The sequence below is a fragment of the Celeribacter sp. HF31 genome, assembly GCF_011806455.1.
In the GTDB taxonomy this organism is placed as follows: Bacteria; Pseudomonadota; Alphaproteobacteria; order Rhodobacterales; family Rhodobacteraceae; genus Celeribacter.
This window is the reverse complement of sequence record NZ_JAATOT010000007.1, coordinates 16,442-38,537: the sequence shown is the minus strand read 5'-3', so window position 1 is coordinate 38,537 and position 22,096 is coordinate 16,442. Positions and strand designations below refer to the sequence as shown.

The 22,096-nt window shown below is 61.9% G+C and carries 20 protein-coding genes and 1 tRNA gene; 9 read left to right on the top strand and 12 right to left on the bottom strand.

Annotation, left to right across the window (positions count from 1 at the left end):
• Nucleotides 1-41: 41 nt before the first annotated feature.
• The 5 genes from HCZ23_RS15170 to HCZ23_RS15150 all read right to left on the bottom strand — a co-directional run bounded on the left by HCZ23_RS15170 (nt 42) and on the right by HCZ23_RS15150 (nt 4,964).
• Nucleotides 42-623, bottom strand: coding sequence for a membrane integrity-associated transporter subunit PqiC (locus HCZ23_RS15170; RefSeq protein ID WP_167602592.1), 582 nt, complete (start codon nt 621-623; stop codon nt 42-44).
• 5 nt (nt 624-628) lie between these two features.
• The gene (locus HCZ23_RS15165) at nt 629-2,755 is read right to left on the bottom strand and encodes an MlaD family protein (RefSeq protein ID WP_167602591.1); all 2,127 of its coding nucleotides are present in this window, start codon (nt 2,753-2,755) and stop codon (nt 629-631) included.
• Nucleotides 2,748-3,377, bottom strand: a complete 630-nt coding sequence (locus tag HCZ23_RS15160; protein WP_167602590.1) for a paraquat-inducible protein A — start codon at nt 3,375-3,377, stop codon at nt 2,748-2,750. The genes HCZ23_RS15165 and HCZ23_RS15160 overlap by 8 nt, the downstream gene beginning before the upstream one ends.
• Nucleotides 3,344-3,991 carry a paraquat-inducible protein A gene (locus HCZ23_RS15155; protein ID WP_167602589.1) on the bottom strand — a complete coding sequence of 216 codons (648 nt, stop codon included), beginning with the start codon at nt 3,989-3,991 and terminating at the stop codon, nt 3,344-3,346. The genes HCZ23_RS15160 and HCZ23_RS15155 overlap by 34 nt, the downstream gene beginning before the upstream one ends.
• Before the next feature lie 73 nt (nt 3,992-4,064).
• Nucleotides 4,065-4,964: a LysR family transcriptional regulator gene (locus HCZ23_RS15150; protein WP_167602588.1), complete on the bottom strand. Its 900-nt coding sequence runs from the start codon at nt 4,962-4,964 to the stop codon at nt 4,065-4,067.
• Nucleotides 4,965-5,121: 157 nt separating this feature from the next.
• Between HCZ23_RS15150 and add the strand changes: the two genes are divergently transcribed.
• The 6 genes from add to HCZ23_RS15115 all read left to right on the top strand — a co-directional run bounded on the left by add (nt 5,122) and on the right by HCZ23_RS15115 (nt 12,532).
• Nucleotides 5,122-6,135 (top strand): adenosine deaminase, encoded by a 1,014-nt coding sequence (gene add, locus HCZ23_RS15145; protein ID WP_167602587.1) that lies wholly within the window; start codon nt 5,122-5,124, stop codon nt 6,133-6,135.
• A gap of 9 nt (nt 6,136-6,144) precedes the next feature.
• Entirely contained in the window at nt 6,145-7,506 is a 1,362-nt protein-coding gene (locus HCZ23_RS15140; RefSeq protein ID WP_167602586.1) for an NtaA/DmoA family FMN-dependent monooxygenase, read from the top strand.
• 224 nt (nt 7,507-7,730) lie between these two features.
• Nucleotides 7,731-8,762 (top strand): L-glyceraldehyde 3-phosphate reductase, encoded by a 1,032-nt coding sequence (gene mgrA / locus HCZ23_RS15135; protein WP_167602585.1) that lies wholly within the window; start codon nt 7,731-7,733, stop codon nt 8,760-8,762.
• The gene (locus HCZ23_RS15130) at nt 8,759-9,769 is read left to right on the top strand and encodes an ABC transporter ATP-binding protein (protein ID WP_167602584.1); all 1,011 of its coding nucleotides are present in this window, start codon (nt 8,759-8,761) and stop codon (nt 9,767-9,769) included. The genes mgrA and HCZ23_RS15130 overlap by 4 nt, the downstream gene beginning before the upstream one ends.
• A gap of 1 nt (nt 9,770) precedes the next feature.
• Entirely contained in the window at nt 9,771-11,468 is a 1,698-nt protein-coding gene (locus HCZ23_RS18160) for an ABC transporter permease subunit (RefSeq protein WP_254870336.1), read from the top strand.
• Nucleotides 11,465-12,532, top strand: coding sequence for an extracellular solute-binding protein (locus tag HCZ23_RS15115; protein ID WP_167602582.1), 1,068 nt, complete (start codon nt 11,465-11,467; stop codon nt 12,530-12,532). The genes HCZ23_RS18160 and HCZ23_RS15115 overlap by 4 nt, the downstream gene beginning before the upstream one ends.
• A 224-nt stretch (nt 12,533-12,756) precedes the next feature.
• Here HCZ23_RS15115 and HCZ23_RS15110 read toward each other — a convergent pair.
• From HCZ23_RS15110 to puuE, 4 genes are all read right to left on the bottom strand, one after another.
• Nucleotides 12,757-12,833 (bottom strand) — tRNA-Met (locus HCZ23_RS15110).
• A 96-nt stretch (nt 12,834-12,929) separates the two neighbouring features.
• Nucleotides 12,930-13,418, bottom strand: coding sequence for an ureidoglycolate lyase (locus HCZ23_RS15105; RefSeq protein ID WP_167602581.1), 489 nt, complete (start codon nt 13,416-13,418; stop codon nt 12,930-12,932).
• Between the two features lie 7 nt (nt 13,419-13,425).
• Complete coding sequence (locus HCZ23_RS15100) at nt 13,426-14,256, bottom strand: bifunctional allantoicase/(S)-ureidoglycine aminohydrolase (RefSeq protein ID WP_167602580.1); 831 nt, start codon at nt 14,254-14,256, stop codon at nt 13,426-13,428.
• A gap of 9 nt (nt 14,257-14,265) precedes the next feature.
• Entirely contained in the window at nt 14,266-15,693 is a 1,428-nt protein-coding gene (gene puuE / locus HCZ23_RS15095; RefSeq protein ID WP_167602579.1) for an allantoinase PuuE, read from the bottom strand.
• A gap of 150 nt (nt 15,694-15,843) precedes the next feature.
• On the opposite strand from puuE, the gene uraH reads away from it, so the two are divergent.
• Nucleotides 15,844-16,203 (top strand): hydroxyisourate hydrolase, encoded by a 360-nt coding sequence (gene uraH / locus HCZ23_RS15090; protein ID WP_167602578.1) that lies wholly within the window; start codon nt 15,844-15,846, stop codon nt 16,201-16,203.
• 1 nt (nt 16,204) lies between these two features.
• A complete protein-coding gene (locus HCZ23_RS15085; RefSeq protein ID WP_167602577.1) occupies nt 16,205-17,434 on the top strand; it encodes a urate hydroxylase PuuD in 1,230 nt (409 codons plus the stop codon).
• A 36-nt stretch (nt 17,435-17,470) separates the two neighbouring features.
• Here HCZ23_RS15085 and HCZ23_RS15080 read toward each other — a convergent pair whose 3' ends face one another.
• The 3 genes from HCZ23_RS15080 to HCZ23_RS15070 all read right to left on the bottom strand — a co-directional run bounded on the left by HCZ23_RS15080 (nt 17,471) and on the right by HCZ23_RS15070 (nt 19,495).
• Entirely contained in the window at nt 17,471-18,466 is a 996-nt protein-coding gene (locus HCZ23_RS15080) for an aldose epimerase family protein (RefSeq protein ID WP_167602576.1), read from the bottom strand.
• Nucleotides 18,463-19,215, bottom strand: coding sequence for a 2-dehydro-3-deoxygalactonokinase (locus HCZ23_RS15075; protein ID WP_167602575.1), 753 nt, complete (start codon nt 19,213-19,215; stop codon nt 18,463-18,465). The genes HCZ23_RS15080 and HCZ23_RS15075 overlap by 4 nt, the downstream gene beginning before the upstream one ends.
• Before the next feature lie 79 nt (nt 19,216-19,294).
• On the bottom strand, nt 19,295-19,495 hold the full coding sequence (locus HCZ23_RS15070) for a heavy-metal-associated domain-containing protein (protein WP_167602574.1): 201 nt from the start codon (nt 19,493-19,495) through the stop codon (nt 19,295-19,297).
• Nucleotides 19,496-19,606: 111 nt separating this feature from the next.
• On the opposite strand from HCZ23_RS15070, the gene HCZ23_RS15065 reads away from it, so the two are divergent.
• Nucleotides 19,607-22,045 carry a heavy metal translocating P-type ATPase gene (locus tag HCZ23_RS15065; RefSeq protein ID WP_167602573.1) on the top strand — a complete coding sequence of 813 codons (2,439 nt, stop codon included), beginning with the start codon at nt 19,607-19,609 and terminating at the stop codon, nt 22,043-22,045.
• Nucleotides 22,046-22,096: the final 51 nt, after the last annotated feature.

Here is a 22,096-nt window from a genome sequence, read left to right as displayed (position 1 = left end):
ATATGTAGATATCGCTTGACAGGAATTTAATCGGGGACAAATCACCGACGCAGCTCTTGGGTGATCTCAATCGCCAAATTTTGCAGCGCTTGACCCGAGGCGCGCGCAATGCCTGCGGGGCTCGCGTCCGGCATCGGCACAGAGATGTCGAACCGTCTGATCCGTTCTCGCACAACATGGTCATAAGAGGAAATCGCAAACTGGCCTTTCAGGTCAAATTGTCCCCCTGATTGTCCCGGCGCCCGCGCGACCATATCGGAAACCTGCACATGCACGGCGGCCTGGGCGGGCGTCTCAAGCGGCCAAGGCTCGGCGGCGACCGTGGCGGAGCCGCCCCGCGAAATCGCCTCCGCCAGACGCAGGGTCACGGCCCGGCGCGGCTCGTCGGCCCAAAGCGCATTGTCCAAAGGCGTCAGGGCACCATCGGCACCTTCGATCAAAATCTGCGACTCTTCGGCATAGGCGGGCAAGGAGACCTCACGCATCTCCAGCGTCGCCACCTGCATCCGCACCTGAGCGGTCTCGGCCGTGGTCTCTGTGGGCGCGCTGTCGATCAGATAGCGCGGTTCGGTGCCGCCACATGCAGTCAGCGCAAGAAGAGCGAGGGGGAGAAAACGAAGCATTTCTGTCACCGTCCAAACAAGAGGGAATTGGGATTGCGCTCGATGGCGCGGGCGAGTTTGCTGAGCGCTTCTGCCGCGGCGCGCACTTCGCGCAGCGACGAGATCGTCTCGCGATTGAAACTGGATTGCGACCCGTAATCCGACAGGGTGCGCTCGGCCTCGGCCACCAGCGCCTCGATCCGCCGCGACAGTTCGGGCAGATTCGCGGTGGCATCTTCGACCGCCGAGGCCGCTTCGCGCGCGGAGGCCAGCGTGGCGTTTGTGTTCTCGATCAAGCCGCCCTCGCGCAATTCCGCCAAAGCCTCGCGCGCCTCATCCAACGCGCCCGTGAGGCTGGCCGGAAGCGCGCGCATGTCGGGCGTGTCGATCAACCGATCCGCGCCTTCGAGAAAGGCGGAGGCGGCGGCGAGGAATTGTTCGACCTCAAGCGCATTGGCTTTTTCGGTGAGCGCCTGCAAATCCGCGATCAGAGCGGGCAGGGTCTCGGTCGCCGTGTCGATATTGGCCGCGACATCCGTGACGGAGGTGGCGGCTTCTTCTGCGGCGTCCAGAGCGGCGACAAGGCGGTTCACCGCATCGGCCTGGCGCAGCTGTTCCGCGACGGCGCGCAGTTCCGAGACGGCGGTGTTCAACTCAGCGGGCAGGGCCTGGGTCTCCGGGCTGCCGATGAGGCCGCGCGCGTCATCCAAAAGCGCGACAAAGGCATCGGGCGCCGCGCGCAGGTTTTCATCCCCCGCGAGGCTCTCAACGGCTGCGAGTGTCGCGATGGTTTGATCCAACAACTCCTCGACCGGCAGGTCGTTCACGCGCTGCAAAAGCCCCTCGGCGGTGGCGCCGACATCCGGCAGATCGGAGGCGACAGAGGGTAGGAGCGGCGCAGTTTCCGCGAAAATGCCCAGAGTGTCCGGTGCGGCATCAGGCAATTCTACCAGCTCGACCACCAAAGAGCGGCTAAAGATGCTCTGCGTCGCCAAACGCGCCCGCAGCCCGTTTTTGACGGCATTGGCGAAAAAGGCGATCACCTCGGCGGTCGGGGCTTCGGCATCGAGGCCCAGCCGCTGCGGATCGATGGAGATCACCGAGCGCAGCACGACCTCTTGGCTGTTATTGCGCTCTTCGATGAAGGCGCCGAGGAAGGACACCGAGCCGATCTTGACGCCTTTATAGACCACGGAAGAGCCCGCCGTCAGACCGCTGACGGATTCGTCGAATTCGACGGTCAGATCGACCGGATTCTCGATTTCCTCGCGGAACACGCTGGCGCGCGCTGTGTCTTCGTCGTCGTAAAGATCGAACACCTGCCCGCTGCGGATCGGTTCACTGCCGGAGACCACCGTGTCAAAGGCGATGCCGCCGCGCACAAGGCTGGCAATCGAGCCGATCGAGAGGTTCAGCCCACTGGGGCCGATGTTGACCGAAAAGCCGGAGACTTGCCAGAACCGCGCGGCACTGGTCAGGCGGCGATCATAAGGCGCGTTGATGAAGGCATCGACCATGACGCCCTCGCCACTTTCTGTCAGGCGCGGGGTTTCGATTTTGCCAACCTCAATGCCCTGGTGAAAGATCGGCGCGCCGGGGGTGAGCTGGGTGCCGGAGTCGGTGCGCAGCGTCACTTTCGTGCCGCGCATGCCGGGCAGGATCAGCGGCGTGTCCTCAAGGCCGGTAAAACGCGTGGCTTTCGCCTCGGGCACGGGATCGAAAGCGGCCTGGATATAGGCGCCCGAGAGCACGGTGGAGAGGCCAGTGATGCCGCTGGCGGAGACTTCAGGGCGGACAATCCAGAATTGCGCATCTTCAGGCAGCGAGGCGGCGACGGTGCGGTCGATCCGCGCGCCGATGACGACGGAGGCCAGATCAGGCGCGAATTTCACATCCTCGACGATGCCGATTTCGACGTCACGATAGCGCAATGTGGTTTCATCCGCCGTGATCCCTGCGGCGTTTTCGAACAGAATTTCGATCCTCTGCCCGCGTTCGGCCCAGCTTTGCCAAGCGATGAAGAGCGTGACGACGAGCGCCGCGAGAGGCACCAGCCAAACATAGGAAAGATTGCGCCAAAAGCTGCGTTTGGGCGGCGAGATCACCAGGTCTGCGGGGCCGGTGTCGGGCTTTTGCTCATTTGTGTCACTCATCTTCCAAAGCATCCCAAATCAGGCGTTCATCGAAACTCAGGGCCGCCATCATGGTGAAGGCCACAGAGAGCGCGAAACTGATCGCGGCGATCCCCGGTGTGATCGTCGCGGCGAAATCCAGCCTTACCAGAGAGGAGAGGATGGCGACAACAAAGACATCGATCATCGACCAGCGCCCGATGAACTCAACCACTTCGAACAGCACGTGACGATGATGCGCCGACATGCGGACCCGTCGCGTGGTGGTCAGGCCGAGAAAGGCGATGGCGATGAATTTGGCGACCGGAATGATGATCGAGGCGACAAAGACGATGGCGGCCACCCCGTAAGAGCCATGATGCATCAGCTCGATCACGCCGCCCAGAATGGTGTTCTCGGTGGTGTGGCCGAGGCTGGCGGTCGAAAGCATCGGGTAAAGATTGGCGGGGATATAGACCACCATCCCGGCGATCAGCCAGGCCCAGACCTTTTGCAGATTGGCGATGTCGCGCGCATGAAGTGCTGCGCCACACCGGCCACAGACCGCCGCAGAGGGCGGATGCACCTTGCCGCAATGCGTGCAGCCGACAAGGCCCGCGTCACGCGCGGTCAGGATGTGCGGCGGGCGTCCAGTGTTTTCCAAACGGTCACTCTGCTCATAAAATTATCTTTCAACACGGTCACGATGACCAAGGCCACAAAGGCCCAGAACGCAGGCCCCAAAGAGACATGCGCCAGCCCCGCCACTTTGACCAGCGCCACGGCGACGCCGACGATAAAGACCTCCGCCATGGCCCAGGGCCTGAGCGCTTCGGCCAGACGAAAGGCGCCTGCGGCATGACGCGCGGGGCGCCAGCCAAAGGCCATCGGTCCCAACACATATAGAAGGGTGAGAAACCGTGTCACGGGGAGGATCACGATCAGTGCCGCCATGGCAATGGTCAAGGGGGCTGTTAGTCCGGTCGCAAAGGCCATCACCGTGTCCAAAAGCGAACTGCGTCGCACCATGCCCGCCGCGCCCAGTTCCAGAAACGGAAAGAACACGGCGGCGATCATTAAAATGAGCGCGGCCAGAGCCAGCATGATGATCCGGGTCATCGCCAGCGGGCGCGGCGCCTCGATCACTGTTCCGCAGCGCGGGCAAGAGGCGGTATCGCCCATCGCCACATCCCGGTCGACCAGCAAAGCGTCACAGGCCGGGCAGGCGATCATCCTGTCGGGGTCGATGTCTCGATGGGAGGGTGCGGGCGCAGACATGGCGTGATGTTACTCGCAACTTGGCGCAACGAAAAGCGGTTACGCAGGGTCGTGGCCTGCGCGAAAGGTGGGATCAGGGCAGGAGCCCGTCACACTGTGCTTCATAGGCGGCAAAAAAGCCCGCAGAGGGCGTCCCGGGCGGGGCGGCGCGGCGGACGGTGAAGACATCGGTTGGCTCGATATCTTCGATCGGCACATAGGCGATGTTCGGCCAGGCATGTTTTTCGGCCACCGTGCGGCATGTGATCCCCATACCAGTGCCCGTCGCCACGAAGGTCAGCATCTCATCGACACTGCGGGCGCGCGGCCCCACGGTGCGAGGGGCTTTGCCGCTGGGTCTCGGGTTCACGATCCAGAAATCGCGGTCGGCCAGCGCATCGACAATCGGCTCGTCTTCGATGTCTGACATGGTCAAATGAGGATGGGCGGCGAGGGTATGATTGCGGGCGAAAACGGCGACGCGCGGGACGCGGGCGACGGCTGTCGTGACCCAGTCGGGAACGTCGATCAGCGGCGCGGAATGGGTGAAAATCATATCGACATCGCCCCGCAAAAGCGCGTCGTATTCGTCCCCCCAGCCCATGAAATGGAGCTGAAGATCAAGCTCTTCGCGTTTACCTGCCAGTGCCAACAGAGGTTCGATCAAGGCGCTCGGGGTGCTCGTCCCGAAGGCGACGCGCAAGACCGTGCGCGTGGCATTGGCGCGGGCGCGATTGAGCACGGAGCCCGCGCGGGCCAAAAGCTCGGTGGCATCGTCATAGAGAAGTTGCCCGACGGGGGTGAGGCGAAAGGGGCGGGCGGAGCCCTGGGGCGATCTGTCGATGATCTGGGCGCCGACGAGATCTTCGAGCCGCTTCACGCCCTGGCTGAGCGCGGGTTGCGTCACGCCCAATTCGCGCGCGGCGGCCGAGAAGGTGGCACAGTCCACGGCGGTGACAAAAAAGCGCAGCAATCGAAGATCAATATCGGTCATGAGAGATGTCGTTGTGGCGGTTGATCTGGGCGCGCGCTCATAATTCGCGCTTATATGCGGTGACTAAATCCGAAGTCGCCGCCTGCGTCGAGTCCCTTTAGCCTTCTTCACAATAAGAGAGGTGACGGACGCTTGCCCGCCGACACGAGACGCACCAATGCACGATGATATTTTGCCCCAGGCCGCGCCCCCGCGGCAACGCTCGCTTTGTGACCTGCCGAAGACGCATCTCCATGTGCATCTCGACGGTTCCTATCCGCTGGATGCGGTCGAGGCACTGGCGCGCAAGTCCGGGATCGATTTTCGCGTGCCCGAAGCGTTCACGGATGTCTGGGCGTTTTTCGATGCCTATGGGCAGGTGCCGCACCTTGTCCGCTCGCTCGACGATCTGGCGATGCTCTGCCGGGCGCTGATCCTGAGCGAGGCGCGCGAGGGGGTGCGTTACATCGAACCCGCCATCGAGCCGCAGCTTTACGCACCTCGGCTGGGCTCGCTCGAACAGGTGACGCGCGCGATGTTGATGGCCTTTGCCGAGGCGGCGGCGGACAGTGGCGTCGAGATCGGTGCTCTGGTGACGATCAACACGGATGCGGATTTTGAGATCGCCGGGGAACTGGCAAGGATTGCCGCGAAATACGCCGGGCGGGGCGTGAACGGTCTTGGCACCGCTGGGTTTCTGGAGCCGGGCAACCTGCGCCGGTTTCGCAGCTCGGCCCAGATCGCGCAGGCCGTGGGTCTGCCGGTCATCAGCCACGCGGGCCAGACTGGCGGTGCGGACTGTGTCGAAGAGGCGCTCGATGAGTTGGGCGCCACACGGATTGCCCATGGGTTTCGGGCCATCGAGTCCGAGGACACGGTCAAACGCCTGGCCGACGATCAGATCGTTTGCGACGTTTGCCCGATCTCCAATCTGCGGCTCGGCGTGGTGCCCGATATGGCGCATCACCCGGCACCAAAATTGCTGCGCGCGGGCGTGCCGGTGACGCTCAACGCCGATGATTCACTGTGGTTCGGCGCCGGGGTCACCGCCCAGTTCGAGGTGGCGCGCCATGTCTGGAGCATGACGGATGCGGAGCTGGCCGAATTTGCCCGTGCCGGCGCGCGGGCCACGGGGATGAGCCTCGCCACCCGCGAGGCTTTGTTGGCCGATATCGAGGATTGGATAAGGTAGGAGATTGCGATGAAACAGATCATTCTGGGGGCTTTCGAGATCAATCAGGTGAACCTGACCAGTCAGGGTCTCTGGGCGCATCCCGAACAGACCACCTTCCGCTACAAGGACCTGTCCTATTGGACCGAATTGGCGAAGCTTCTGGAAAGCGGCTATTTCGATTTTCTGTTTCTGGCCGATTCCTATGGCTACCCGGATCTGAACGGCGAGGTGCCCGACGCCACCTTCGAGCAGGCGGTGGAATTGCCGAAAAACGATCCGATGCTTTTGATCCCGGCACTGTCCGCCGTGACGAAAGACCTCAATTTCATTTGCACCTCCTCCACGAGTTTCGAGCCGCCCTACGCCAACGCCCGCCGTTTCGCGACGCTCGATCACCTGACCAAGGGGCGCGTGGCCTGGAATGTGGTCACCACGAGCAGCGCCGTCGTCTCGCGCCTGTTCGGGACAAAGCAGGTTCCACATGATGCGCGCTACGACATGGCGCAGGAATATCTCGAGCTGAGCTACAAGCTGTTCGAGGGTTCCTGGGAAAAAGGCGCTGTGATCGCGGACAAGGCGCGCCGGATCTACGCCGACCCGCGCAAGGTACATGCCATCGATCATCACGGCACGCATTTCACCTGTCAGGGCTATTTCAACTGTGAACCCTCGCCGCAACGCACGCCGGTTCTGGTGCAGGCGGGGGCCTCGTCGAAGGGCCGCGGCTTTGCGGCGGCCAATGCCGAGGTGATCTTTGTGCAGGGCAAGGATCGCGCCATGCTGCGTGAGCAGATCGACGACCTGCGCCAACGCGCCAAAGACAACGGACGCGGCGCCGATGCGATCAAGGCGATCTCCGGGCTTACCGTAGTGACGGGGCTGAGCCGGGCCCATGCCGAAGAGCGGCTTGAGGAATATCTGTCCTGGATCGATCCGGAGGCGATGCGCGCCTATTACGCCATGATGACCGGCGTCGATCTGGCCAAACTGGCCCCCAAAGGCTCGTTCTCGGATGTGACAACCGAGGGCAGTCAGACCCAGGTCGAGCGCTACAAAGGTGTCGCGGTCGAGGAGGCCGTGGCGGATTTCCTGCGTCGGGGCATGCGCGAATTGATCGTGACGGGGACGGGCAAAGAAGCCGCCGAAGAGATCGCCGAGATCGTGGCGGAAACCGGTCTCGACGGGTTCAACTTTACGCCCTTTGTTTCGCCCGGCTCCTATGCCGATCTGATCCGCGATGTGGTGCCGCAGCTTCAGCGTATGGGATTGATGCGGCGGGAACGCCACCCGTCCACCTTCCGCGAACGGCTGTTCGGGCAGGGGCAGGCCCGGCTTCCGGAAAGTCACCCGGCGGCACAGATGCGCTGGACGCCGGGGGGGAGCGCATGAGCCAGACCTTTTTGCCCAGGCGTCATCGCGAGGTGACTGATCAAACCGTCTCTGCCCGTTCTCGGGGCATTGCCATGAAAAACGACGCGCCTCTTGTGCGTTTCCATCAAGGCGCGACACGCCGCATCCCATGTCGCTTGCCTCACGGGGGTGGGGCGGGCGATCACATCCTTGCCGCACTTTGACCGATCCTGGCCCAACCCCGCCCAAAAGGAGAGCCCCCAATGACATCCCCCTATGTCGCTTCAGACCATCGCTATGAACCAACCCCCTATCGCCGGGTCGGGCGCAGCGGGCTCAAGCTTCCGGCGATTTCCCTTGGACTGTGGCAGAATTTCGGTGACGTCACACCGTTTGAGACCCAACGCGCGATTTTGCGCCGGGCCTTTGATCTCGGTGTGACGCATTTCGATCTCGCGAACAATTACGGCCCGCCCTATGGCAGCGCCGAGGAGAATTTCGGCCGCATCCTGATCGAAGATTTCGCCGCCTATCGCGATGAAATGGTGATCTCGACCAAGGCGGGCTATGACATGTGGCCGGGGCCCTATGGCGAATGGGGCTCGCGCAAATACATGCTGGCGAGCCTCGATCAGTCGCTCAAACGCATGAAGCTCGACTATGTTGATATCTTCTACTCGCATCGCTTCGATCCCGAGACGCCGCTTGAGGAAACCATGGGCGCGCTGCATCACGCGGTTCAAAGCGGCAAGGCGCTTTATGCCGGGATTTCGAGCTATTCGCCCGAACGTACCCGCGAGGCGGTGGCCATTCTCAAAGACATGGGCACGCCGCTTTTGATCCATCAGCCCTCCTATTCAATGTTCAATCGCTGGATCGAGGCCGGGTTGACCGAGACGGCGGAGGCGCTGGGCATCGGTCTCATCGCCTTTTCGCCGCTGGCGCAGGGGCTGTTGACCACGCGCTATCTGAACGGCATTCCCGAGGATTCGCGCGGGGCCAAGGATGGCTCTTTGCGACCGGAGTTTCTGAACGAGACCACGTTTGCGCATATCCGCGCCCTGACCGAAATCGCCAAGGCGCGCGGGCAGAGCCTCGCGCAGATGGCGCTGTCCTGGACCCTGCGCACTCCTGTGGTCAGCTCGGCCCTGATCGGAGCCTCCAGTGTCCGCCAGCTCGAAGAAAACCTCGCGGCCTGCGCCAATCTGGATTTCTCGGACGAGGAATTGTCGTTGATCGACGGTGAGGCCAAGGACCTTGGCATCAACCTCTGGCACATCTCGAGCGAGGCATGATGCAACAGCCCCCGATCTCTGGTGAGGACATCATTGTCAGCCTCAATCGCATTCGCCTCGAATATGGCGATGTGACGGCGCTTGACGATGTCCATCTTCAGATCCGGACCGGGGAATTTTTTACGCTTCTGGGGCCCTCCGGCTGTGGCAAGACCAGTTTGCTTCAGCTGATCGGCGGTTTTCAGGATCCGACCTATGGCGCGGTGTTCATCGACGGCAAAGACGTGACCCGCGTGCCGCCCTATGCCCGCCCGGTCAACACGGTGTTCCAGAATTTCGCGCTCTTCCCGCATATGACGGTGGCTGGAAATATCCGCTTTGGCCTTGAGATGCTGGGCTGGCCGCGCGCCAAAGCGGATCGGCGGGTGGCGGAGGTGTTGGAGCTTGTCGGGCTCGCGGGCTTCGGCACGCGGTTCCCGCAGGAACTGTCAGGCGGGCAACAACAACGCACCGCGCTGGCCCGTGCGCTGGGGCCGGAGCCGCGTGTGCTTTTGCTCGATGAGCCGATGTCGGCGCTCGATCTCAAGCTGCGCAAAGAGATGCAGGGCGAATTGGCGCGGCTGCATCGCGAGGCGGGCATCACCTTTATCATGGTCACCCACGATCAGGAGGAGGCGCTGTCGCTCTCCGACCGGATCGCCGTCTTGCGCTATGGCAAGCTGCGTCAGGTGGCCAGTCCCGAAGAGCTTTACCACCGGCCCGCGAACAGCTTTGTCGCGGATTTTCTGGGCGAGGCCAATCTGATCCCTGCGGAGCTTTTGAACGATGGTCCTGCGACAGGCGTGATCATGGTCCGGCCCGAGGCGGTGACGGTTCGACCGGGCGCCGGGCGGGTGTCGGGCGTCGTCACAGAACGCCGGTTTCTGGGCCGGGGCTATGAGTTGACCGTGACCCATGTGACCGGCTTAATGCTGCACTGTCTTGAGCCCTCGTGGGAGCCTCTGTCCCTGGGGCAGGTGGTCCATCTCGACTGGGACGACAGCGCCCAGCTTTGGCTGGAGCAGTGACATGACTCGACGCGGCTCCACGGTTCTCTCGCTTCTGCCCGCGGCGCTGATCATCGGGGTCTTCATGCTGGTGCCCTTGGGCTATGCGGTGGTCTATTCTTTTTTGACTGCGGGCACTTACGGGGGCGTCGAAGGACCATTCAGCGTGGCGGCCTATGTGCAGCTTGTGTTCCAGCGCGACTGGGACGACAGCCTCACGTTCGACCCGCTCTATCTGCGGATTTTCCTGCGCTCCATCGGCCTTGCGGGGGCGACCACCGTGCTTTGCGCGCTCCTGGCACTTCCGCTGGCCTGGTATGTGGCGACCCGTCCGAAGGCCCTGCGCATGCGGCTTATTTTCCTGATCACCCTGCCGTTTTGGGTGAACAGCCTGATCCGCACCTATTGCTGGGTGCTTTTGCTGCGCGATCAGGGGTTGATCAATCAGGGGCTTCAGGGGCTGGGTCTCACCGAGGCGCCTTTGGGCCTGATGTACAACAACGGGGCGATCCTTTTGGGCCTCGTCTACAACTTCCTGCCCTTCATGGTGCTGCCGGTCTATGCCGCGTTGGAGCGGATCGATCCGCGGGTGATCGACGCAGGCTTTGATCTCTACGCAAGGCGGTGGCAGGTCTTTACACGGATCATCCTGCCTCTGGCGCTTCCGGGGCTGCGCGGGGGGGGCGCTCATGGTTCTGGCGCCCGCGATCGGCTATTACATCATCCCCGATCTCTTGGGCGGCGGCCAGCATCTGATGATCGGCAACCTGATCCAGATCCAGTTCACCAGCGGTCGCAACTGGCCCTTTGGTGCGGCGCTGTCGACGCTTTTGACGGCGGCGATCCTTCTCCTGCTCTGGGCGGGCGCGGCCCGTCGGGGAGGGCGCCGATGATGTCGCAGCGCTGGCGCAGGTCTCCCGGTCTTGGCCCCTATGCCTTTGTCATGCTGGCCTTTCTCTACGCGCCGCTTTTGGTGTTGGGGGTCTATGCGTTCAACGGTGGCACGCTTGTGACGGTTTGGGACGGGCTGTCGCTGCGGTGGTTCCGCGCGGTGCTGGTCAATGACGACATCCGACGCGCGGCGGTGAACAGTCTTCTCGTCGCCACCGTTGCGACGCTTGTGGCCACGGCGATTGCGACCCTGACGGCCCTCACGCTCGAAACGCTCTCGACGCGGCGCAGTGGTTTCATGGCTGGCCTTGTCGCACTGCCGCTGATCGTGCCGGAGATCGTCACCGCCGTCACCACGCTGGTGTTCTTCGCCAGCATTCATCTCCGGCTGGGTCTGGGCAATCTGATCCTCGCCCATATCGTGTTTTGCATCCCCTTCGCCATGATGCCGATCCGCGCGCGGCTTCAGGGGCTTGGCGATGGCTTGCAAAACGCCGCCCGCGATCTTTACGCGCCACCCGTCGCGGTGTTTCGCCGCGTGACCCTGCCGCTTCTGGCGCCGGGGATCGTCAGTGGTGCGCTTTTGTCCTTTGTCGTCTCGCTCGATGATTTCGTGCTCAGCGCGCTTTTGGGCGATGCCGGGACGACGACGCTTCCGGTCTATGTTTACGGCATGATCCGGCGCGGCATCACCCCCGAAGTCAATGCAATCTCGACCCTCCTTCTGGTCGTCTCTCTGGTCCTCGCCGCCGTGGCGCAGGGCCTCAATCGCCCACGCAGGGCGCCAAAATCAAAAAATATTTCCCAACAGGAGACCACAACGCCATGACTGCCAAGATGACTCCCGAGACACACCTCCACCGCTGCCTTCGATCCTCCTCCATCCTCGTTGCGACAGCGGTCTTAGCCACCGCGGCCCAGTCTGACGAGGCCAAGGAGCTGACGATCTTCAACTGGGCGGGCTACATTGCGCCAGAGCTTGTCGAGAAGTTCGAAAGCGAGACGGGCATCCAGGTGACGCTCGACACTTACGATAGCAACGAAACGCTTTTGGCCAAGCTGACCGCAGGGTCATCGGGCTATGACATCGCCGTCGCCTCGGCGGATTTCGTGCCGATCATGATCGAACAGGGCCTCGTTCAGGAAATCCACGCCAGCGAGATGCTGAATTACGTGAACCTTGGCGCGAACTGGAAGACGCCCGATTGGGATGTGGGCAATGTCTATTCGGTGGTCTGGAACTGGGGCACCACCTCGGTCAGTGTCGATACGGGCGTTTACTCCGGACCGCTCGACAGCCTCTCGGTGGTGTTCGAGCCGCCCGAAGACTTGAAGGGCAAGATCGGCATGTCGGGGTCCGCCTCCGAAGTGATCAATCTCGCGATGGTCTATCTCGGCAAAGAGCAATGCAGCGCCGCGCCCGAGGATCTTCAGGCCGTTTCCGATCTGTTGATGGCACAGAAACCCTATGTGAAAGTCTATGACGCCTCCGGTGTGGCCGAATTGCTCGGTTCGGGCGAGGTGGTCGCGGCGCAGGCCTGGAGCGGGGCGGCCTATCAGGCGCGCGGCGAAAAGGAGACGTTGCAATACCTCTATCCGAAAGAGGGCGTTTACGGCTGGGCGGACAATGTCGTGATCCCGACCACGGCGGCGCATCCCGAAAATGCCAAGAGCTTTATCAACTTCCTGATGGCGCCTGAAAACGCTGCGATCCTGTCGGCCTACACCGGCTCGCCGAATGGCATGCCGGGTGGTCTGGCCTATCTCGATGCCGCTGTCGCCGAGGCGCCGGAATTCACACCGCCTGCCGATGCGGAGATTCATTTCGGCAAACTGTGTTCGGAAGAGGCCACCCGCGCCTATGATCGCATCTGGTCGCGCGTGCGCGGATAAGCCCGAGCGTCACGCGGTGGGGCGGCATCCACCGCGTGGATTTTGAATGCTCATGATCAGACAGCCATGAAATGCAGGTCAGGCGCCTCTTAAAAGCGCGGACTCTTTCGAGAACTCGGAGAATGTTCAGGAGGTGAACCATTGCCCAAAGTGTGGAAAAATGGTGGGAACAGATTGAAGCTTTTCGAAAAGCGACATCATTCCAGGGTCTTGCTGAGGGGATATGGTAGCGGAGGAGGGACTTGAACCCCCGACACGCGGATTATGATTCCGCTGCTCTAACCAACTGAGCTACTCCGCCGAAGTGCCGCGTAGGTAGACGGATCGGCTCAGAGGGTCAAGAGGGAAATTGCCCGAAAATTGCAGATTGCTGCAACCTGCGTAAAACAAGGCGGGATCAGCCCTGCGTGACCAGCCACGGCGTCGCGAACCAATGCTCTTCGAGGTTGGCGGTTTCGCCGATTCTGTCGATCACGGCGAACAGGCCGTTGCCGGACAGCGGGGTCAGAACGCCATGCCATGTGCCCTTGTGAAAATTGATCGCCTGCGTGCCGTCGCTGAGAAACGCGCGGGGCGGGGCGTCGGGGCCATCGGAGACGATGATCAGGAACGGATCGGCAGACATCGGCACAAAGCACTGAGAGCCTTCCGGGTGACGCTCGATCAGGTCGAGCGTGTAGGGAAACTCCCGCAACTCGGCGTGAAACACCGACACGCCGACGCGCCCGCCGGTGTCCGGCGTCACATCGATCAAGGCGCGGTCGTGGTAGCGCCCGCATTTGCCTTGGTTGATGACCTTGTCCGGCGCGCCTTTGGCGTCGATCACATCACCATAAGGCGCGAAGGCCTCCGGTGTGAGTGGCTCTGTTGTGATGCTGCGTGTCATCTACAGCTCACCCCAGCTCCAGCTTCGCGTGACGGTTCACGTCTTTGTAGAGCAGGTAGCGGAAGGGGCGGCGACCGGCGGCATAACAGGCCTGCGGGCAGAAGGCGCGCAGCCAGAGGAAATCGCCCTCTGAGACCTCGACCCAGTCTTGGTTCAAAAGGTAAACGCCACGGCCCTGAAGCACGTAGAGACCGTGCTCCATCACATGGGTCTCCGCGAAAGGAATGGTGCCGCCGGGCAGGAAGGTCACGATATTGACGTGGAAATCATAGCGCAGGTCATGCGGATCGACGAAGCGCGAGGTGGACCAATAGCCCGAGGTATTGGGCATCTCGATCGGCGGTTTTTCCATATCGGCGGTGACAAAGCTTTCGGGCGCGTCGATCCCCGGCGCGGGTTCGTAGCGCTTGCGAATCCAAACGAAGGTCGCGGGCGTGTCATGGTCGTTTTGCACGGTGTATTTGTCGCCCGGCGCGATGAAGACATAGCCGCCCGGGTCGAGCTGATAGGCCCGTGCGCCGATGGTGATGCGCATGTGGCCAGCCAGCACAAAGAGCACGCATTCCGCCATCGGATCGGGCTCGGGGTCGGTCGAACCGCCACCGGGCGAGACCTCGACGATCAGCTGCGCGAAGGTTTCGGCAAAACCGGTGAGCGGACGGGCCAAAGTCCAGGCGCGGGTTTTATCCCAGCCGGGCAGATAGCTCACCACGATATCCGACATCACCCCATGCGGTATGACGGCATAGGAGTTGGTGAACACGGCGCGTTCGCGGGCGTGGTTGTTCTGATCGGGCAGGCCGCCCGTGGGGGCGCAATAGGTGTATTCGTAGCTCATCGGGGTCTCTTAGAGGTCCATATCCTGCAAACGGTGCCACGCGATCCGTTCGACCTGCTGGCAGGCCGTTTTGAATTCTTCGTCTCTGGAGTGTTCCAGCCGGGCGTGGAAGGCCGCGAGGATTGTCTCCTTGGTATTGTCTTTCACGGCGATGATAAAGGGGAAGCCGAATTTTTCAGTATATTCCCTGTTGAGCCGCTCGAAGGTGGCGCGCTCGTCGTCGGTCAAGGCGTCAAGGCCCGCAGAGGCCTGTTCCGAGGTGCTCTCGGCGGTGAGGCGCTTGGCCTGCGCGAGTTTTCCGGCCAAGTCGGGATGCGCGATCAACACGCCGTCCTTTTCCGCCACGGAAGCCGAACGGAAGGCGCGGCAGAGCGCGGAATGCACGCCGATCCAGGTGTCATGCGCGGGGCCGAGTTCCAGCCCCCAGGCCCGTTCCGCGACCCAAGGAGAATGCTCGAAGATGGCCCCGAATTTGGCGACGAAATCGTCTTTGGACATCTGAGACGGCTTGGCTTTGCGCCGATGCGGATGGGTCGCGGCCCAATGTTTCGCGATGTCGATGCGCCGCGGCGTCCAGACATCGTCGAAGCCTTTGATATACTCGATGAACTTCTTGAGCCCTGCCAATTTGCCCGGACGGCCAATAAGGCGACAATGCAGCCCGATGTTCATCATCTTCGGCGTGTTTTCCGTGCCTTCGGCATAGAGCACATCGAAGGCGTCCTTGAGATAGGTAAAGAACTGCTCGCCGGTGATATAGCCCGGCGCCGTGGCAAAGCGCATATCGTTGGCTTCAAGCGTATAGGGGATGATCAGCTGATCGCGGTCGCCGACTTCGAGCCAATAGGGCAGGTCGTCGTCATAGGTGTCGGACACATAGTCAAACCCGCCCTCCTCAGATACCAGACGCACGGTGTTCTCGGAACAGCGTCCGGTGTACCAGCCATAGGGGCGCTCGCCTGTGACTTCCTCGTGGAGACGCACGGCCTCGGCAATCGCGGCGCGCTCTTCGTCTTCGGGCATGTCCTTGTGTTCGACCCATTTGAGGCCATGGGATGCGATCTCCCAGCCCGCGTCCTGCATCGCGGCGACCTGTTCGGGGGAGCGTGCGAGGGCAGTGGCCACGCCGTAGATCGTCACCGGGATTTCCGCCCCGGTGAACAGGCGATGCAGCCGCCAGAACCCGGCGCGCGCGCCATATTCGTAGATGGATTCCATGTTCCAGTGGCGCTGGCCACGCCACTGTGCGGCCCCGGCAATGTCCGACAGAAAGGCCTCGGACGCCTCATCGCCATGCAGGACACAGTTCTCGCCGCCTTCCTCATAGTTCAACACGAATTGCACCGCGACTTTCGCCCCACCCGGCCACTGCGGATCGGGGGCCTTCGCGCCATAGCCAGACATGTTGCGAACATAACGCGGTGGATTTTTCGGCATTTCCTTTGGCCTTCGTGTTTTTTGACTAATTGGTAGGCTTGTGAATATCGAATACTCTTTTGTATGCAATCTGGCGAGAATGATTGTTGCCGCGCTCAAAGCTTTCCGACAGTCTTGCAATGAAACGCTAACAATTTGGGCAGCTTCTCCATGACGTCCGGTTTTTTAACCACCCATGTTCTCGACACGGCCAAGGGCCTCCCGGCCGAGGGGATCGAGATCGCGCTTTATCGCGTGTCCGGCAACAGCCACAAGAAAATCGCGACCGCCGTCACCAACGGCGACGGGCGCACAGATGCGCCGATCCTGCCGGCGGAGAAATTCCAAACCGGCACCTATGAGCTGATCTTTTTCGCGGGCGATTATTTGAAACGCACGGGTCAAGCGGGCGAAGAGCCGCTGTTCCTCGATCAAATTCCGATCCGCTTCGGGATCAACGACCCCGACAGTCATTATCACGTGCCGCTTTTGCTATCGCCCTTCAGCTATTCGACCTACCGGGGGAGTTAAGATGAGTTTATTACCGATTTTCTGGGAATGGGCCGAATTTGCCCTGCGCTGGGTCCATGTGATCACCGCGATTGCGTGGATCGGCTCGTCTTTCTATTTCATCGCGCTCGATCTGGGGCTGCATCCGTCTTCCGACCGGCGCCAGGGCGTCTCTGGCGAGGAGTGGCAGGTCCATGGCGGCGGCTTCTATTTCATCCAGAAATACATGGTTGCCCCGGCGCGGATGCCCGAGGATCTGGTGTGGTTCAAATGGGAAAGCTACGCCACCTGGCTTTCGGGGGCGGCCCTCATGGCTGTGGTCTATTACCTGGGCGCAGAACTGTATCTCGTCGATCCGAACGTCTTGGAAATGGCGCCTTGGGTGGCGGTGATTGTCTCCATCGTGTCGCTGTCGATCGGCTGGATTCTCTATGATCTTCTGTGCAAATCCAAATTCGGCGATGACAACACACGGCTGATGATATTTCTCTACATCATCCTCGTGGCGATGGCCTGGGGCTATACGCAGGTCTTCTCGGGCCGCGCGGCGTTTCTGCATCTGGGCGCGTTTACCGCCACGGTGATGAGCGCCAATGTGTTCTTCATCATCATTCCGAACCAGAAAATCGTTGTCGCGGACCTGAAGGCAGGGCGCACCCCCGATCCGAAATACGGCAAGATCGCCAAGCAGCGTTCGACACACAACAATTACCTGACCCTGCCGGTGTTGTTCATGATGCTCTCGAACCACTACCCGCTGGCCTTTGCGTCGAAATACAACTGGATTATCGCGGCCCTCGTGTTCCTGATGGGTGTCACCATTCGGCATTTCTTCAACACCATGCATGCGCGCAAGGGGATGCTGTGGTGGACCTGGGGGGCCACTGTCGGTCTGTTCCTGATCGTGATGTGGCTCTCGACCGCTGGCATTTACATGCAGGACGACGGCGAAGACGAGGCGGCCCTTGGCCCGATGGCACAGAAATTCGCGACTGCTGAAGGCTTCGAGGATGTGCATGACATCGTCGTCACCAATTGTTCGATGTGCCACGCGAAAGAGCCCTATTGGGAGGGCATGGCCTCTCCGCCCAAGGGCATTCGTTTGGAGACCACGCAGCAGGTGGCGACGCTGGCAAAAGAGATCTGGCTTCAGGCCGGGGTGACCCATGCGATGCCGCCGGCGGGCAGCTATATGTATCTCGATGATGACAGCCGCGCGGCCATTCGCAAATGGTACGAGGGCGCGCTTTAAGGTGAGACAGGAAGATGAGGCGGGAATTTCCCCGCCTTATTTTTTCGAGAACTGCCAGCGTGTTTCCTGCCGGTAGGTCTCATTCGGGTCGAGCCTGACGGAGGGGAATTCGGGGCGGTTCGGCGCATCCGGCCAGCCCTGCGCCTCCAGCGCCACACCGCAAAAGCCGATCTCCGGCACGCCACGATGACCGGGAAAATCGCCGCTGCCAATGGGGGCGGCGTCAAACACCTGTAGCCCCGGCTCGGTCGTGTCCATCCGCATCTCTATGTCAGAGGTGCCGCGCAACACGGCAGCGGGCTTCATCGTGCCACGCGTGTCCGAGAGGCAGAAATTGTGATCATAGCGCTGGGCATCCGACGGGCTGAGCACGCGCCCCTCGCGAAGATCGAAGCCCGTGCCGGCGACCGCTGTGATCTCCGTCGGGATCATCCGCGCATCGATCGGCAGGTAACGATCCGCAAAGACCTGTAGCCGATGCCCATCGGTGGTCGGCGTGCCGTCCAAGTTCCAATAGGAATGATTGGCCAGATTCATCAGCGTCGGCGCATCCGTCGTGGCCGTCAGCTCAAGCGTCAAAGTGGCGGGCGCCGACACCGTATAGCGCGCGGTCAAGAGACGTTTACCAGGAAAGCCGCCCTTGCCGTGGGGCAGGGTCAGGGTGAGCGTCAGGGAGGTCGCCGTCAGACTCGCGATCCCCCACAGCTCGGTATAAAGCCCGTGGTGTCCGCCGTGCAACGTGGTCGGCCCTTCGTTGGCGTCGAACTGCAAGATCTCACTGTCCAGCATGGCCTGCGCCTCGGCGATGCGATTGGCGACCGGGCCGACAATGGCGCCGAAGTAATTCATCGGTCCGTGTTCATAGGCGGCGATCTCTGGGCTGCCCAGCGTCAAGCCATAGGGCACGCCGCGCAGCCGCACGTCGTTGAGAATGGCACCATAGGTTAGGATCGTGGTGGAAAGATCGCCTGCTGAGAGCGTGATGGCATCGACGGTCCGCCCGTCGCGGAGCTTGCCGAATTGGGCCTTCATCCGCTGATCCGATCTCGGGCCAATTGGAAGCCCGCGCGGTACATCTCGGTTTCATCGGCGAGAACCACCGGAACGAATTGGCTTTCCAAGGCGAGAAGGTAAGGCGCGCTGGGCAGGGGCGCACCGATAATCGCCACGGATTGCCCAAGCCAATAGGCCCGTGTCGCCGCCAATTCCGCGCCGATCAAAGCGGCGCTGGCGCGGGACGCGGCTTCGGCTTTGCTCATGCCGTTTTGCGACATTTCCGCCTGCGCACTCGCCAACCTCAAGGCGGCGTTTTCCGGGCGGGACATCGTGTCGGAGAGCGCGTCTTTGAAGGCGTCCTCGTCTGCCCGTGTCAGTTCCGCGTTAAGCGCGCCCGACACCATCGCCCCGGTCAGAAATCGTCGCATGGAGACGATCTCTTCGGCGCTCACATGCGCCCAAAGCGTGCTTTGCGCTCCGGGCAAACAGAGGATGCCGTCGAATTTGGGATTGAGCGCAATGAACCCCGCCATGGCGACCTCTTCGCCGCGGGTGACGGTCAGGGGATTGGTCTGCATGAGCGGGGGAATGGTGCCGGACGCCAAAGTTTCGGGCAGAGCCGCGCAGGGCAGGGGGCGTGGCGCCGCATGAGTGCCTGCAATGAGGTTTGGGCTGGTCTCTTCCGAGAAACCATCCGGCAGCGAAACAGTCTGCGGAGCAGCCTTTGGGTGATTCAAGTCCCAGAGCCGCAGCTCTGTTCCCGTCCAAAGACCCGCTTCTGCCATGACCTGCGCCCTCCGATCCCGTGTTCACCCCTTTATCGCGTGGCGCGGAAGGGGTTGCAATGGGCCGGAAGGGGCAAGATCAGGATTTGAGCGTTGCCGGGTAGCCCGCGTTTTTCAGCGCGACCAGAATGGCCTCGTCGCCCGCTTCGGAAAACACGTCGATCTCGCGCGCGTCCATATCGGCGTCGATCTCGACCGTGTCGTCGATGGCCTCCAGCGCTTCGGTGATCGAGGCCTTGCAATGGCCACAGCTCATGTCGGGGACGGAAAAGACAGACATAATGTCACCTTTCTGAGAGAAATCGTAGGTTTATGCGGGGGCGCCCTCGCCTCCACGCATGCATTGACCTAAATATGTAGCCAAACTTGTTCCAAAATCCAGAGCCACAAAATGCACAGCACCCGTCTTTCCGTCGAAGGTATGACCTGCGCCTCTTGCGTGGGCCGCGTCGAACGCGCGCTCACAGGCACCGAAGGTGTCACGCGTGCCAATGTGAACCTCGCGACCGAGACGGCGGAGGTGTCCTTTGACGATGCGGTGAAGGTCTCCGATCTGGTGACGGTGCTGGACAAAGCGGGCTATCCGGCCCGCGTCGAGGAGTTGGTGTTCGATGTCCATGGCATGACCTGCGCGTCTTGTGTTGGCCGTGTTGAACGCGCCTTGGCGCAGGAAGAGGGCGTCACGGAGGCCTCCGTCAATCTGGCGGCAGAGACGGCGACGGTTAGCTATTTAAGTGGCGTTCAGGATGTCGAGAGCCTGACAAAAGCCATCGCGAAAGCGGGGTATGAGGCCAAGCCGCGCATCGACCGCGACGCCGCGCCGGAGAACCGCAAAGCCGATGAGGCCCGCGCGCTCAAATCGAAATTGATCCTCGCTGCCGCGCCCACCTTGCCGATTTTCATCATTGAAATGGGCGGGCATCTGATCCCGGCGCTGCATCACTGGTGGATGATGACCGTGCCGGAGTGGCTCTGGCGCATGGTGCAATTTGCTTTGACCGCTGTGGTTCTGGCCGTGCCGGGGCGGGTGTTTTTCGCCAAAGGCATTCCGTCTCTGTTGAAGGGCGGGCCGGATATGAACGCGCTCGTTGCGCTGGGCGCTGGCGCGGCCTTTGTCTATTCGACCGTCGTGACTTTCTGGCCGCAGATCGTGCCGATGGGCGCACAGAACGTCTATTTCGAAGCCGCCGCCGTCATCGTCACCCTGATCCTTCTGGGCCGCTTTCTGGAAGCACGCGCCAAAGGACAAACCGGCGAGGCCATTCGCAAACTCGCGGGCATGCGGGCCAAAACCGCGCGGGTCGAGCGCGACGGCGAGGTGATCGAACTGCCGATCGAAGAGGTCGTTGTGGGCGATGTGCTACACCTGCGTCCGGGCGAAAAAATCGCGGTGGATGGCAAGGTGCTCACGGGCGAGAGCCATGTCGATGAGGCGATGATCTCGGGCGAACCGATCCCGGTCGCCAAGACCGAAGGCAGCCCGGTGATTGCCGGTACGGTCAACCGCGAGGGCGCGATGACCTATGTCGCGGAAAAAGTCGGTGCGGACACGATGCTGGCACAGATCATCCGCATGGTCGAAGAGGCGCAGGGCGCTAAGCTGCCGATCCAGTCGATGGTGGATAAGGTGACAATGTATTTTGTGCCTGCCGTGATGGCGTTGGCCGCCGTGACCGTTGTGATCTGGTTTGCCGTCGGGCCGGAGCCCGCGCTGGCGCATGCTCTGGTCGCAGGCGTTGCGGTTCTGATCATCGCCTGTCCCTGCGCGATGGGGCTGGCGACGCCGACCTCGATCATGGTGGGGACGGGGCGCGCCGCTGAGCTTGGCGTCTTGTTCCGCAAAGGTGACGCGCTGCAAGGGCTGCAAGAGGTGAAAGTCATCGCTTTTGATAAGACCGGCACGCTGACCGAAGGCCGCCCGGATGTCACCGATCTTGTGACGCTGGTGGGCGACGAGGCCGCGCTTTTGGCCGAAGTGGCTGCCGTCGAGGCAAAATCCGAACACCCGATTGCCCGTGCCATCGAACGCGCCTCCGAGGCCCGCGGACTTAACCTGCCGGAGGTGGACAAGGCTCGCGCGATTGCAGGCCACGGCATCAAGGCGGAGATCGGAGAGGTCTCGCTTTTGGTCGGTAACATGCGTCTAATGACCCGCGAAAAGATCGACGTCACGGCCTTTGAAGCGCCGCTGGCCGATCTGGCCGACCAAGGTCGCACTCCGGTTCTTGTGGCGCGAAACGGCGTGGCTGCGATGGTTCTTGGCATTTCCGATCCGATCCGTCCGGCGTCGCGCAAAGCCATTGAGGCGCTTCATGCCCGCGGCATCAAAGTGGCGATGGTGTCCGGCGACACGCGCCGCGCGGCGGAGGCCGTGGCGCGCGATCTCGGCATTGATCATGTCGAGGCCGAAGTTCTGCCGAAAGGCAAAGCGAAAACCGTCGCGGCCCTGAAAGAAAGCCATGGTGCCGTGGGTTTTGTCGGCGACGGGATCAACGATGCGCCCGCGCTGGCCTCGGCGGATGTCGGTATCGCAGTCGGCACCGGCACCGATGTGGCCATCGAGGCGGCGGATGTGGTGCTCATGGGCGGTGATCCGAGCGCTGTGGTCACCGCCGTGGATGTCAGCCGCAAAACCATGGGCAACATTCGCCAGAACCTGTTCTGGGCCTTCGCCTATAACGCCGCGCTCATTCCCGTGGCCGCTGGCGTGCTTTACCCGTCCTTCGGGCTGCAATTGTCGCCCATGTTGGGCGCGGGCGCGATGGCGATGTCGTCGGTCTTTGTGGTGTCCAATGCGCTTCGGCTGCGTCGGATGCGGGCCGCAGTTTAAGGGTCGCAAGCTGTTGTGCGGTTCTGGAGTCTAGATTTGGGAAGCTACGCT

What these genes read in the sequence shown, in the direction of transcription:
- HCZ23_RS15170 (WP_167602592.1), bottom strand. Translation starts at nt 623, where the DNA reads ATGCTTCGTTTTCTCCCCCTCGCTCTTCTTGCGCTGACTGCATGTGGC.
- HCZ23_RS15165 (WP_167602591.1), bottom strand. Translation starts at nt 2,755, where the DNA reads ATGAGTGACACAAATGAGCAAAAGCCCGACACCGGCCCCGCAGACCTG.
- HCZ23_RS15155 (WP_167602589.1), bottom strand. Translation starts at nt 3,991, where the DNA reads ATGTCTGCGCCCGCACCCTCCCATCGAGACATCGACCCCGACAGGATG.
- HCZ23_RS15150 (WP_167602588.1), bottom strand. Translation starts at nt 4,964, where the DNA reads ATGACCGATATTGATCTTCGATTGCTGCGCTTTTTTGTCACCGCCGTG.
- add (WP_167602587.1), top strand. Translation starts at nt 5,122, where the DNA reads ATGCACGATGATATTTTGCCCCAGGCCGCGCCCCCGCGGCAACGCTCG.
- HCZ23_RS15140 (WP_167602586.1), top strand. Translation starts at nt 6,145, where the DNA reads ATGAAACAGATCATTCTGGGGGCTTTCGAGATCAATCAGGTGAACCTG.
- mgrA (WP_167602585.1), top strand. Translation starts at nt 7,731, where the DNA reads ATGACATCCCCCTATGTCGCTTCAGACCATCGCTATGAACCAACCCCC.
- HCZ23_RS15130 (WP_167602584.1), top strand. Translation starts at nt 8,759, where the DNA reads ATGATGCAACAGCCCCCGATCTCTGGTGAGGACATCATTGTCAGCCTC.
- HCZ23_RS18160 (WP_254870336.1), top strand. Translation starts at nt 9,771, where the DNA reads ATGACTCGACGCGGCTCCACGGTTCTCTCGCTTCTGCCCGCGGCGCTG.
- HCZ23_RS15115 (WP_167602582.1), top strand. Translation starts at nt 11,465, where the DNA reads ATGACTGCCAAGATGACTCCCGAGACACACCTCCACCGCTGCCTTCGA.
- HCZ23_RS15105 (WP_167602581.1), bottom strand. Translation starts at nt 13,418, where the DNA reads ATGACACGCAGCATCACAACAGAGCCACTCACACCGGAGGCCTTCGCG.
- HCZ23_RS15100 (WP_167602580.1), bottom strand. Translation starts at nt 14,256, where the DNA reads ATGAGCTACGAATACACCTATTGCGCCCCCACGGGCGGCCTGCCCGAT.
- puuE (WP_167602579.1), bottom strand. Translation starts at nt 15,693, where the DNA reads ATGCCGAAAAATCCACCGCGTTATGTTCGCAACATGTCTGGCTATGGC.
- uraH (WP_167602578.1), top strand. Translation starts at nt 15,844, where the DNA reads ATGACGTCCGGTTTTTTAACCACCCATGTTCTCGACACGGCCAAGGGC.
- HCZ23_RS15085 (WP_167602577.1), top strand. Translation starts at nt 16,205, where the DNA reads ATGAGTTTATTACCGATTTTCTGGGAATGGGCCGAATTTGCCCTGCGC.
- HCZ23_RS15080 (WP_167602576.1), bottom strand. Translation starts at nt 18,466, where the DNA reads ATGAAGGCCCAATTCGGCAAGCTCCGCGACGGGCGGACCGTCGATGCC.
- HCZ23_RS15075 (WP_167602575.1), bottom strand. Translation starts at nt 19,215, where the DNA reads ATGGCAGAAGCGGGTCTTTGGACGGGAACAGAGCTGCGGCTCTGGGAC.
- HCZ23_RS15070 (WP_167602574.1), bottom strand. Translation starts at nt 19,495, where the DNA reads ATGTCTGTCTTTTCCGTCCCCGACATGAGCTGTGGCCATTGCAAGGCC.
- HCZ23_RS15065 (WP_167602573.1), top strand. Translation starts at nt 19,607, where the DNA reads ATGCACAGCACCCGTCTTTCCGTCGAAGGTATGACCTGCGCCTCTTGC.